This window comes from Pseudomonas sp. FBCC-B545 (genome assembly GCF_059134095.1).
In genome coordinates this window covers 2,418,778-2,430,664 of record NZ_CP101441.1, presented here as the reverse complement: position 1 = coordinate 2,430,664, position 11,887 = coordinate 2,418,778, and the positions used below count along the sequence as shown (strand labels likewise).

Sequence of the window (11,887 nt, the reverse complement as noted above, 5' to 3'; positions counted from 1 at the left end):
CTTCAACCAGCGGTATTCACCTACCCCAGGTTGTCGCGGGCAGCCTCCAACTCCTGGATACTGATCTCGCGCATGCGAAATTTCTGGATCTTGCCCGTCACCGTCATCGGAAACTCGTCCACAAACTTGAAGTGCCTGGGCGTCTTGAAATGGGCGATACGGTCCTTGCACCAGCTCAACAGTTCAAGCTCGTTGGCCACATGACCCGGATGGAACTTGATCCAGGCGACGATTTCTTCGCCATAACGCTCATCGGGGATGCCGATGATCTGCACGTCGGCGACCGCCGGATGGGTGAAGAAGAACTCTTCCAACTCCCGCGGATACACGTTTTCGCCACCACGGATGATCATGTCCTTGTTGCGCCCGGCGATGCACACATAGCCGTGCTCATCCATGGTCGCCAGGTCGCCGGTGTGCATCCAGCCGGCGTCGTCGATGGCCTCGCGGGTACCTTCGGGGTGGTTCCAGTAACCGAGCATCACACTGTAGCCACGGGTGCACAGCTCACCTATCACGCCGCGCGCGACGGTGTTGCCGGTCTCATCGATAATCTTGGTTTCCAGTTGCGGTTGGGTACGGCCCACCGTGGTGACGCGCCGCTCTATATCGTCATCCGCACCGGTCTGCAGTGATACCGGGCTGGTTTCGGTCATGCCATAGGCAATCTGCACTTCACGCATGTGCATTTCGTTGATGACTCGGCGCATCACTTCGATAGGGCACGTCGCCCCGGCCATGATCCCGGTACGCAGGCTGGACAAGTCGAACTCGGCGCGGCGTGGGTGATCGAGCATGGCGATGAACATGGTCGGCACACCATATAAGCCGGTGGCTTTTTCTTCGGCGACGGCACTCAATGTCAGCAGTGGGTCGAAGCCATCGTTGGGATAGATCAGGGTGGTACCGTGGGTGATGCAGCCGAGGTTGCCCATCACCATGCCAAAGCAGTGATACAGCGGCACCGGGACCACCAGGCGGTCCTGCGCAGTCAGGCCCAGGCTTTCGCCGACCATGTAGCCGTTATTGAGGATGTTGTGGTGACTGAGGGTGGCGCCCTTGGGGAAGCCGGTGGTGCCTGAGGTGTACTGGATATTCACGGGCTGGTCGAAGTGCAGGCTGGCCTCGCGGCTGTGCAGTTGCTCGGGCGGGACACCGGCGCCCAGGCCCGACAGCTGCGACCAGGGCATGAAGCCCGGCGGCGGGCTGGGATCGAGGCTGATGAGGCCACGCAAATCTGGCTTCAGCGCCTGGAGCATGGCGTGGTAATCGGAGGTCTTGAACGCTCCGGCGCACACCAGCCACTGGCAGCCGGATTGCTTGAGCACGTAGTCCAACTCACTGCTGCGGTACGCCGGATTGATATTGACCAGGATCACCCCGAGCTTGGCGCTTGCCACCTGACAAATCAGCCACTCGGCGCAATTGGGTGCCCAGATGCCCAGGCGGTCGCCGGTTTGCATGCCCAAAGCCAGGAATGCCCGCGCATGCAGATCAACCGTCTCGGCCAGTTGCCGCCAGGTGTAGCGCCGCAGTTGATGGCGGACCACCAAGGCTTCGCCATCGGGACACTGCGCGGCTGTACGATCAAAGGCCTGGCCGATAGTCATAGCCAGCAAAGCCTTGTCCTGGGAGCCACGGTTGTAGCTCTGATTCGGTTGATGCATAACGACCCCTGTTATCTTTTTTGTAGGTTGACGTATACGTAAACTACGATTGACAGCGCCGTAACGCAAGCTTACGTTAACGTAAAGGTGAGCGCCCTCCCCTGGCGCCCAACCCACACAACAACAAAGCTCACATTAAGGTGCCTGTCCATGAATTACCCGTCCCTGAACTTCGCCCTCGGCGAGACCATCGACATGCTGCGCGACCAGGTGCAGGCCTTCGTAGCCAAGGAGATCGCACCGCGCGCGGCCCAGATCGACATCGACAACCTGTTCCCCGTCGATCTGTGGAGCAAGTTCGGGGACATGGGCCTGTTGGGCATCACCGTGCCGGAAGAATACGGCGGTGCCGGCCTGGGTTACCTGGCCCACGTGGTGAGCATGGAAGAAATCAGTCGCGGTTCGGCTTCAGTGGCGCTGTCCTACGGCGCGCACTCCAACCTGTGCGTCAACCAGATCAACCGCAACGGCAACCACGAGCAAAAACTCAAGTACCTGCCCAAGCTGATCAGCGGCGAGCACGTCGGCGCCCTGGCCATGAGCGAGCCAAATGCCGGCTCCGACGTCGTCTCGATGAAACTGCGCGCCGATAAACGCGGCGACTGCTACGTCCTCAATGGCAGCAAGACCTGGATCACCAACGGCCCCGACGCCAACACCTATGTGATCTATGCCAAGACCGACCTGGAGAAAGGCGCCCACGGCATCACCGCCTTTATCGTCGAGCGCGACTGGAAAGGCTTCAGCCGCAGCAACAAGTTCGACAAGCTGGGCATGCGTGGCTCCAACACCTGCGAGTTGTTTTTCGATGACGTAGAAGTGCCCGAAGAGAACATCCTCGGCGTGCTCAATGGCGGCGTGAAAGTGCTGATGAGCGGCCTGGACTACGAACGCGTGGTGCTGTCCGGGGGCCCTACCGGGATCATGCAAGCATGCATGGATTTGATCGTGCCCTACATCCACGACCGCAAGCAGTTCGGCCAGAGCATCGGCGAATTCCAGCTGATCCAGGGCAAGGTCGCCGACATGTACACCCAGCTCAACGCCAGCCGCGCCTATCTCTACGCGGTGGCCCAGGCTTGCGAGCGCGGCGAGACCACGCGCAAGGACGCCGCCGGGGTGATCCTCTACAGCGCCGAGCGCGCCACGCAGATGGCCCTCGATGCGATCCAGATTCTCGGCGGCAATGGCTATATCAACGAATTCCCCGCCGGCCGCCTGCTGCGCGACGCCAAGCTGTATGAAATCGGCGCCGGTACCAGTGAGATTCGGCGGATGTTGATTGGCCGCGAACTCTTCAACGAAACCCGCTGAAGGAGCGCGTCATGGCCACCCTGCATACCCAGCTCAACCCACGCTCGGCGGAGTTCGCCGCCAACAGTATGGCGATGCGCGAACAGGTCGACGCCCTGCACAGCCTGCTCGCCCATGTGCAACAAGGCGGCGGCACCAAGGCCCAGGAGCGCCACACCTCCCGGGGCAAGTTGCTGCCCCGTGAGCGTATCAATCGCCTGCTCGACCCGGGCTCGCCGTTTCTCGAACTCAGCCAGTTGGCGGCTTATCAGGTGTATGGCGAAGACGTGCCGGCGGCCGGAGTCATTGCCGGCATCGGTCGCGTGGAAGGCGTCGAATGCATGATCGTCGCCAACGATGCCACGGTCAAAGGCGGCTCCTACTACCCGCTGACCGTGAAAAAACACCTGCGCGCCCAGACCATCGCCGAGCAGAACCGCCTGCCGTGCATCTACCTGGTGGACTCCGGCGGCGCCAACCTGCCGCGCCAGGACGAGGTGTTCCCGGACCGCGAGCACTTCGGGCGAATCTTCTTCAACCAGGCCAATATGAGCGCCCAGGGCATCCCGCAGATCGCCGTGGTGATGGGTTCATGCACCGCCGGCGGCGCCTACGTGCCGGCCATGGCCGACGAAGCGATTATGGTGCGCCAGCAAGCCACGATCTTCCTGGCCGGGCCACCGCTGGTGAAGGCCGCCACCGGTGAGGTGGTCAGCGCCGAAGACCTCGGCGGCGCCGATGTGCACTGCAAGATCTCCGGCGTGGCCGACCACTATGCCGACAGCGATGAACATGCCCTGGCCCTGGCTCGGCGCAGCGTGGCCAACCTCAATTGGCGCAAGCAAGGCCAATTGGTGCAACGGCCGCCAGTGGCGCCGCTGTACAGCAGCGAAGAGCTGTACGGTGTGATCCCGGCGGATGCCAAGCAGCCCTTCGATGTACGTGAAGTGATCGCACGGCTGGTGGACGCTTCGGTGTTCGATGAATTCAAGGCGTTGTTCGGTACCACCCTGGTCTGCGGCTTCGCGCATTTGCATGGCTACCCGATTGCGATCCTGGCCAACAACGGCATCCTGTTCGCCGAAGCCGCGCAGAAAGGCGCGCACTTTATCGAACTGGCCTGCCAGCGCGGGATTCCCCTGCTGTTCCTGCAAAACATCACCGGCTTCATGGTCGGCCAGAAGTACGAAGCCGGCGGCATTGCCAAGCATGGCGCCAAGCTGGTGACCGCCGTGGCGTGCGCGAAGGTGCCGAAGTTTACCGTGATTATCGGTGGCAGCTTTGGTGCCGGTAACTATGGCATGTGCGGCCGCGCCTACGACCCGCGCTTCTTGTGGATGTGGCCCAACGCACGCATCGGCGTGATGGGTGCCGAACAGGCCGCCGGGGTGCTGGTGCAGGTCAAGCGGGAGCAGGCCGAGCGCGCAGGCGACGCGTTCAGCGCCGATGAGGAAGCGGCAATCAAGCAACCGATACTCGACCAGTATGAAACCCAGGGCCACCCTTACTACTCCAGCGCGCGCTTGTGGGATGACGGCGTCATTGACCCGTTGCAGACCCGCGATGTGCTGGCCCTGGCCTTGTCCGCCTCGCTGAACGCCCCCATCGAGCCGAGCCGCTTCGGCGTGTTCCGCATGTAACCTGTAGGAACGAGCTTGCTCGCTCCTACAGGAGGCCTCTCATTATCATGGAGCTCCTTGCATGAACGACTTCAACACCCTCGAACTGATCACCGACAGCCGTGGCTTTGCCACGCTGTGGCTCAGTCGTGAAGCCAAGAACAACGCGTTCAACGCCGAGATGATCCGCGAACTGATCATTGCCCTGGACCGGGTGCAAGGCGACCCTTCCGTGCGTTTTTTGATATTGCGCGGGCGCGGCAAGCATTTCAGCGCCGGCGCCGACCTGGCCTGGATGCAGCAATCGGCCGAGCTGGACTACCACACCAACCTGGACGACGCCCGTGAACTGGCGGAGCTGATGTACAACCTGTCCAAGCTGAAAATCCCCACGCTGGCAGTGGTGCAAGGCGCGGCCTACGGTGGCGCGTTGGGCCTGATCAGTTGCTGTGACATGGCCATTGGCGCCGACGACGCGCAGTTCTGTTTGTCGGAAGTGCGCATCGGCCTGGCGCCAGCGGTGATCAGCCCCTTCGTGGTGCAGGCCATCGGCCAACGCGCTGCCCGTCGTTATGCCCTCACGGCCGAGCGGTTCGGCGGCCAGCGAGCACGGGAAATCGGCTTGCTGGCTGAGAGTTATCCGGCCGAAACCCTGGATCAGCAGGTGGACCAGTGGGTCGAAAACCTGCTGCAAAACAGCCCGGCGGCGATGCGCGCCAGTAAGGATTTACTGCGCGAAGTAGGCAACGGTGCCCTCACGCCTGCGCTGCGACGTTATTGTGAAAACGCCATCGCGCGCATTCGGGTGAGCGCCGAGGGCCAGGAAGGTTTGCGTGCGTTCCTGCAAAAACGTGCACCGAGCTGGCAAGCCCAGGAGCCGCGTTCATGAGCACACTCACCACCGTATTGGTGGCCAACCGGGGCGAGATCGCCTGCCGGGTCATGCGCACCGCCAAGGCCATGGGCCTGACCACCGTGGCCGTGCACAGCGCCATCGACCGCGATGCACGCCATAGTCGCGAGGCAGACATCCGCGTCGACCTGGGTGGCAGCAAAGCCACCGACAGCTACCTGCAAATCGACAAACTGATCGCCGCCGCCCACGCCAGCGGCGCCCAGGCGATCCACCCGGGCTACGGCTTCCTCTCGGAAAACGCTGGCTTCGCCCGCGCCATCGAGGCCGCCGGCTTGATTTTCCTCGGCCCGCCCGCCTCGGCCATCGACGCCATGGGCAGCAAATCGGCGGCCAAGGCCCTGATGGAAACCGCCGGCGTACCGCTGGTGCCGGGTTACCACGGCGAGGCCCAGGACCTGGAAACCTTCCGCGCCGCCTGTGAGCGTATCGGCTACCCGGTACTGCTCAAGGCCACGGCCGGCGGCGGCGGCAAGGGCATGAAGGTGGTCGAGGATGTCAGCCAATTGGCCGAAGCCCTGGCCTCTGCCCAGCGCGAAGCGCTGTCATCTTTCGGCAATGGGCAGATGCTGGTGGAGAAATACCTGCTCAAGCCGCGGCATGTCGAGATCCAGGTGTTTGCCGACCAGCATGGCCACTGCCTGTACCTCAATGAGCGCGACTGCTCGATCCAGCGTCGCCATCAAAAAGTCGTCGAAGAAGCCCCGGCGCCGGGCTTAAGTGTCGAGCAACGCAAGGCCATGGGCGAAGCAGCCGTGCGTGCGGCCCAGGCCATCGGTTATGTCGGCGCAGGTACGGTGGAATTTCTGCTGGATGCCCGTGGCGAGTTTTTCTTCATGGAGATGAACACGCGACTGCAAGTGGAACACCCGGTGACCGAGGCAATCACCGGTCTGGACCTGGTGGCCTGGCAGATCCGGGTGGCCCAGGGCGAGGCGCTGCCCATCACTCAAGACCAAGTGCCGTTGATCGGCCATGCGATTGAAGTACGGCTGTATGCCGAAGACCCGGCCAATGACTTCCTGCCGGCCACCGGGCACCTGGCGCTGTACCGCGAGTCCGACCCAGGCCCGGGCCGCCGAGTGGACAGCGGTGTCGAGCAAGGCGACGACGTGTCGCCCTTCTACGACCCGATGCTGGGCAAGTTGATTGCCTGGGGCGAAGACCGTGAACAGGCGCGTTTGCGGTTACTGAGCATGCTCGACGAGTTTGCAGTCGGCGGGCTCAAGACCAACCTGGGCTTTCTGCGACGCATCATCGGTCATCCCGCGTTTGCGGCCGCCGAACTGGATACCGGCTTTATTCCTCGTTATCAGGATGAGCTGTTACCGGCGCCCGGTGCATTAAGCGATGCGTTCTGGCAGGCGGCGGGCTCGGCGTTTATGCAGAGCCTGCCGACGGGCGATGGCCCGTGGGCCAATAACCAGGGCTTTCGTGCGGGCCTGCCGGCCGAGGTTTCGCTGCACCTGAGTTGCAATGGGCAGGATCGGCTGGTGACATTAGCGGGGCACGCGTCACAGCTGTGCGGCGAGCAATTGCTGATCGAGCACCAAGGGGTGCGCCGTGCTCACCTGGCGGTCCGCAGTGCAAGCAGCCTGTACCTGCGTTGGGACGGTGAGATGCATGCGGTCAGCCTGTTCGATCCGATTGCGGCGGTGGAGGCCGGGCAATCCCATCAAGGCGGCCTTACCGCTCCGATGAACGGCAGCATCGTGCGCGTATTGGTAGAGATAGGCCAAACGGTCGAGGCTGGCACTCAACTAGTGGTGCTGGAAGCCATGAAGATGGAACACAGCATCCGTGCGCCCCAGGCTGGAGTGGTCAAGGCGCTGTTCTGCATGGAAGGTGAAATGGTGGCTGAAGGCAGCGCGCTGGTGGAGCTTGAAACGGCCGGCTAGAACTTCGCCGTGGCTTGCACCACTACCCCCAGGATGCGGCAATCCTCGGTGAGCAGCGCCTTGGGGTAAGTAGGATTGAGCGGCACCAGGTAACGCTGGCCGCTTTCTTCCTGCAATTGGCGAAAGGTCGCCTGGGGGCTGCCAGCCCATTGGGCAACCACCAGTTTGCCGGGTTCGGGCTCGATGGCCGGGTCCACCAGGATCATCATCCCGGCACCGATGCTCAGGCCCGTGGGGGCAGTCATGGCATCGCTCGTCACCGGTAGCCAGAACGCCTTGCCTTGAGCGTGGTAATCGGTCAATTCGTAGCGACTCGTTCCATAGGCCGCCCGCTCTTCGCGCAACTCGCACGCCTGCTTCCAGTCGCTGACCGGGTAGCGGAAATACGGGTTGTAGCGTCGTTGCAACGTCGCCTCTGTTGCGGCCCGCTCGCGAATCTCGAGCGCCACTTCCAGGTCCCCCAACCCTAGTTCCGCGAGCACCCGGTTCATGTCCGCCAGGCTCGGTACGCGGCGTTTGTTGAGCCAGTGGCCGACACCGCCCTGGGACATGCCCAGGCGTTCCGCCAGTTCGCCTTGCGTGACCTTGCGGTCTTTCATGTTGGCCTTGACCAATGCTATCCAGTTATCCATGGCGACTGACAATACGGCGCGTATTTTTCAGGGCAATAAACAGTTTGTAGTAATCCATAAAACGACATAAATACGATACGTACTATCATCAAGCCTAAGGATTTCGACACCCACCGGAGTACTGCCGCTTATGACGAACAGCCCGTATCCATTGCCCGAAACACCTGAACACGTTGAATTACACGACATGCACAACAGCGTTGCGGCCCAGCGCGCGCTGGACTATTACTTGAAAGAAGAGATGTCGGCGCCGGCCCGGGATGACGCCATGTTCCTGATCAAACCGGGCATCAGCCAGGAGGAAGCCCTGGTGCATGCCTCGGACCTGTTGCGCAGTGCAGCGGCAACCGCCTATGAATCAGCGTGCAGCCATCAAGGCAATCAACGCGACCTGGCGTTTTCCGTGGTGTATTTGATTGATATGGCCAAGGCGATGGTGGAGCGGTCGTTGCAAGGGCCAGCGGCCAAGGCGAACGCGTGACAGGCGTCAAGGAAAAATATTTCTATCCCACGGATAAAAACATTTGACTTGCAAATGATAATGATTATTATTGGACCCAGCTGATCGCGAGATCAGTCGATAGACCAAGAGACCTTAGGTCGGACTCTTGGAATATCTCCTCATCAGGCTAATCACGGTTTTTGACCCGGCTCTTTGGCCGGGTCTTTTTTTTGCCAGTTTTCCTGGCATGGCTTCAGGCTAATGAAGACTGTGTGTCGCTTGATGGCGCGCATGGTAGCAAAAGACTATCGCCTAAAGAAAGCCACTCGACTGCCCTAGCCCGGATCTTTGCGATTTAGCGCTTGAGAATCAATCTCATAGACTCTAAGCTGCGGCGGCGTCAGGGATGACGCCCCCTCCCTCGTGCAACAATTTTGCATCCAGGTTTTGCCTGAGGCCTGTGTAATATAGCCGCCACATCACTCATATTCAGGCAACCAGACTATGACCGTGGCCTTGACCTCCATCAAGATCAGCACCGACTTCGACAGCGGCAACATCCAGGTCCTGGATGCCAGCGATGCCTATCAGTTGTTGCTGGCAATCAAACCCGATACCCGCAGCGATCACTTCCAATGGTTCCACTTCAAGGCCGAAGGCATGCACGTGGGGCATACCCACACCTTTCGCCTGAGCAACGCGGGTCGCTCGTCCTACAGACATGCCTGGAGCGGGTACAACGCCGTGGCGTCTTACGACCATATCAACTGGTTCCGGGTACCGACGCGTTTCGACGGCGAGATCCTGCATATCACCCTCCAGACCCGGGAAAAACACGTCTGGTTTGCCTATTTCGAACCCTACAGCCGTGAACGCCACGACTGGCTGATCGATCAAGCCCTGAAGTACGCCGGCGTCACCCTGCTCGCCACCGGCAAGAGCGCCGAAGGCCGCGATATCCAACTGCTACGACGGGGCAAAGGGGGCGAAGGTCGCCGCAACGTGTGGATCATCGCCCAGCAGCACCCTGGCGAGCACATGGCCGAATGGTTTATGGAAGGCGTGATCGAACGCCTGCAACAGGACGGCGACGACGAGCTGAAAAAACTGCTGGCCACGGCTGACCTTTACCTGGTCCCGAACATGAACCCCGATGGCGCCTTCCATGGCCACCTGCGCACCAATGCCATGGGCCAGGACCTCAATCGCGCCTGGCAAAGCGCCAGCCAGGAACTCAGCCCGGAAGTCCTGTTCGTTCAGGAACAGATGGAAAAATACGGCGTGGACCTGTTCCTCGATATCCACGGCGACGAAGAGATCCCCTACGTCTTCACCGCCGGCTGCGAAGGCAACCCCGGCTACACACCGCGCATCGAAGCCCTGGAAAAACACTTCCGCCGCCATCTGAGCCACCTGACTCGGGACTTCCAGACCACCCACGGCTACACCCGCGACCTGCCGGGCGAAGCCAACATGACCTTGGCCTGCAACGCGGTTGGTGAAAAGTATGACTGCCTGTCCCTGACCCTGGAGATGCCCTTCAAGGACAACGACGACGCACCCAACCTGCGCACCGGCTGGTCAGGCGATCGCTCGAAACAGCTGGGCAAGGACGTCTTGAGCAGCGTCGCTGATATCGTCGGCCTTTTGCGCTGATTACCTGTGGCGAGCGGGCCGTTCCGCTCGCCACAAAAAACCATCAGTCCTTGGTGCCGGTCATGCTTTGCAAGACACCATCGCGGCGGATCAAACCGTGGAACAACGCCGCCGCCAAGTGCACCAGTACCGTGAGAAACAACAGGTAGGCGAGATAGCCGTGAGCCTTGCGCAACAGCGCAAACAATGGCGCATTCGCCCCGACCAGCGCGGGCAGTTGCACGTTACTGCTGAGCATCACCGGATCACCGGCGGCCGAAATCATCGCCCAGCCCAGCAGCGGCAACACCAGCATCAACGCATACAGCAGCACATGGGAAGCCTTGGCCGCCAACACTTGCCACGCGGGCAAATCCGCTGGCAATGGCGGCTGTCGTGTGCAAAAGCGCACCACCAACCGCACGATCACCAGGGCCAGGATCGCGATCCCCAGCGGCTTGTGCAGGTGGATCAACCACTCATGGCGCTCAGACACTGACGCGGCCAACCCCGCGCCGATAAACAGCATGGCAATGACCATCAGCGCCATCAGCCAGTGCAGCAGACGTGCCAGGGGGGCAAAAAAGCGGGGCTGGGCATTCATGGCTGCGACTCCTGAGGGGCGCTGTGCAACGGGCTGACTTCACCGGCGCGGCGCAGGTACGAACTGGCATACGCGGCGGAGCGGGCAGCCAGCAACGGGTCATTGGAGGCCTCGATGCCGCTGGGCAAAATCAGCGGGTCAAAGTTGATATCGCGGCAATCACCGTCTGCCTGTGGCTGGCTGCTTTGCAGCACCAGGGTGCCGGCGTTCAGCACCCTGTGCTCGCCGGCCCAGGTCTTGCTCGCATCATCCAGCGGGTCGCCGGGGTTGGCCAGGGTCATGTTCAATTGCCAACGCAACGGCCCGACGGCGAGGCGTTGCACCAGATCTTTCTCGAGGAAATCGGCGCCATCCGGCGCAGTATCGCCCGGTGCGTCCTGGCTGAGCGGCACCACGCCCCAGCGCACGGCCTGGCGTTTGCCATCGGCGCTCACCAGGTAAAACGCATTGATGCCGTTATAGGTTTCAGTCGCATAACTGGCCGATGGCTTGGCGGTCTTGACCCACGCCAGGAACGGCGCCGTCTCCGGGTGCGCGGCAAAAAATGCCGGCATATTGGCCGGGTTCGGCTTGCCAGTGGCCGGATCCGGCGCGCCCGCCTTGAGCAACTGATAGAACGCCTCGGGGGTGCCCACCGGGAACACCGGCATGCTGTTCATGCCGGTGCGCCACTGCTGGCCGTTGGCTTGGCTGAACTGCACGGCAAAACTGCGGATCGGCACACTGCTGTCCGGTGCATAAGGGTTGCCACTGGGCAAGGCAAACCGGCCGATGACCGGGGTCTTGGCCGCGCTGAACACTTGGGCACTGGAGTACGCACGCGCCTCGGCACTGCTCTCGAAGTAACCGGCCACGCACACGCCCTTGGCGTGGTTACGGCGAAAGCCTGGGTGTACGCCGTTATTGGTTTCCAGGGCATTGACCAAGGTTTTTGGCCGCAGGCGTTGTGGGTCGAGGGTGCCGTTGACGTAGGCAAATGCCCCAGCGACAACGGCAACCACAGCGCCGATACCCGCCAGACGTACGAGCAGGCTCGTAGTGCTCAATGAAGGACGGGGGGGTGATGAGTGATCTACCATGCAGGAACTCCAGGGCCAGTGGCCTTAGGGTGAAACATAAGGTCGGAGCATTAAGACGAACGCCGATTTGCTCTATTCCCTGACCTTCGAATTATTTTGCGGGCC

The 11,887-nt window shown here is 61.5% G+C and carries 10 protein-coding genes; 6 read left to right on the top strand and 4 right to left on the bottom strand.

Annotation, left to right across the window (positions count from 1 at the left end; genetic code table 11):
- Positions 1-20: 20 nt before the first annotated feature.
- Positions 21-1,667, bottom strand: coding sequence for an AMP-binding protein (locus NMB39_RS11325; protein WP_494339226.1), 1,647 nt, complete (start codon positions 1,665-1,667; stop codon positions 21-23).
- A gap of 150 nt (positions 1,668-1,817) precedes the next feature.
- Between NMB39_RS11325 and NMB39_RS11320 the strand changes: the two genes are divergently transcribed.
- The 4 genes from NMB39_RS11320 to NMB39_RS11305 all read left to right on the top strand — a co-directional run bounded on the left by NMB39_RS11320 (position 1,818) and on the right by NMB39_RS11305 (position 7,390).
- A complete protein-coding gene (locus tag NMB39_RS11320) occupies positions 1,818-2,981 on the top strand; it encodes an isovaleryl-CoA dehydrogenase (protein ID WP_494339227.1) in 1,164 nt (387 codons plus the stop codon).
- A gap of 11 nt (positions 2,982-2,992) precedes the next feature.
- Positions 2,993-4,600 carry a carboxyl transferase domain-containing protein gene (locus NMB39_RS11315; RefSeq protein ID WP_494339228.1) on the top strand — a complete coding sequence of 536 codons (1,608 nt, stop codon included), beginning with the start codon at positions 2,993-2,995 and terminating at the stop codon, positions 4,598-4,600.
- Between the two features lie 61 nt (positions 4,601-4,661).
- Positions 4,662-5,468, top strand: a complete 807-nt coding sequence (locus NMB39_RS11310; protein ID WP_046068688.1) for a gamma-carboxygeranoyl-CoA hydratase — start codon at positions 4,662-4,664, stop codon at positions 5,466-5,468.
- Positions 5,465-7,390, top strand: a complete 1,926-nt coding sequence (locus tag NMB39_RS11305; RefSeq protein WP_494339229.1) for an acetyl/propionyl/methylcrotonyl-CoA carboxylase subunit alpha — start codon at positions 5,465-5,467, stop codon at positions 7,388-7,390. Before NMB39_RS11310 ends, NMB39_RS11305 begins: the two co-directional genes overlap by 4 nt.
- On the opposite strand, the gene NMB39_RS11300 is transcribed toward NMB39_RS11305, so the two are convergent.
- Complete coding sequence (locus tag NMB39_RS11300) at positions 7,387-8,022, bottom strand: LexA family protein (RefSeq protein WP_057024271.1); 636 nt, start codon at positions 8,020-8,022, stop codon at positions 7,387-7,389. The two genes, NMB39_RS11305 and NMB39_RS11300, sit on opposite strands and share 4 nt — an antisense overlap.
- A gap of 130 nt (positions 8,023-8,152) precedes the next feature.
- On the opposite strand from NMB39_RS11300, the gene NMB39_RS11295 reads away from it, so the two are divergent.
- Complete coding sequence (locus NMB39_RS11295) at positions 8,153-8,503, top strand: DUF6124 family protein (protein WP_494339230.1); 351 nt, start codon at positions 8,153-8,155, stop codon at positions 8,501-8,503.
- Between the two features lie 465 nt (positions 8,504-8,968).
- Positions 8,969-10,120, top strand: a complete 1,152-nt coding sequence (locus NMB39_RS11290) for a M14 family metallopeptidase (protein ID WP_046068692.1) — start codon at positions 8,969-8,971, stop codon at positions 10,118-10,120.
- 43 nt (positions 10,121-10,163) lie between these two features.
- On the opposite strand, the gene NMB39_RS11285 is transcribed toward NMB39_RS11290, so the two are convergent.
- Both NMB39_RS11285 and NMB39_RS11280 read right to left on the bottom strand, forming a co-directional pair.
- On the bottom strand, positions 10,164-10,703 hold the full coding sequence (locus NMB39_RS11285) for a cytochrome b (protein WP_057024268.1): 540 nt from the start codon (positions 10,701-10,703) through the stop codon (positions 10,164-10,166).
- Entirely contained in the window at positions 10,700-11,782 is a 1,083-nt protein-coding gene (locus tag NMB39_RS11280; RefSeq protein WP_494339231.1) for a catalase family peroxidase, read from the bottom strand. Before NMB39_RS11280 ends, NMB39_RS11285 begins: the two co-directional genes overlap by 4 nt.
- Between the last annotated feature and the right edge of the window lie 105 nt (positions 11,783-11,887).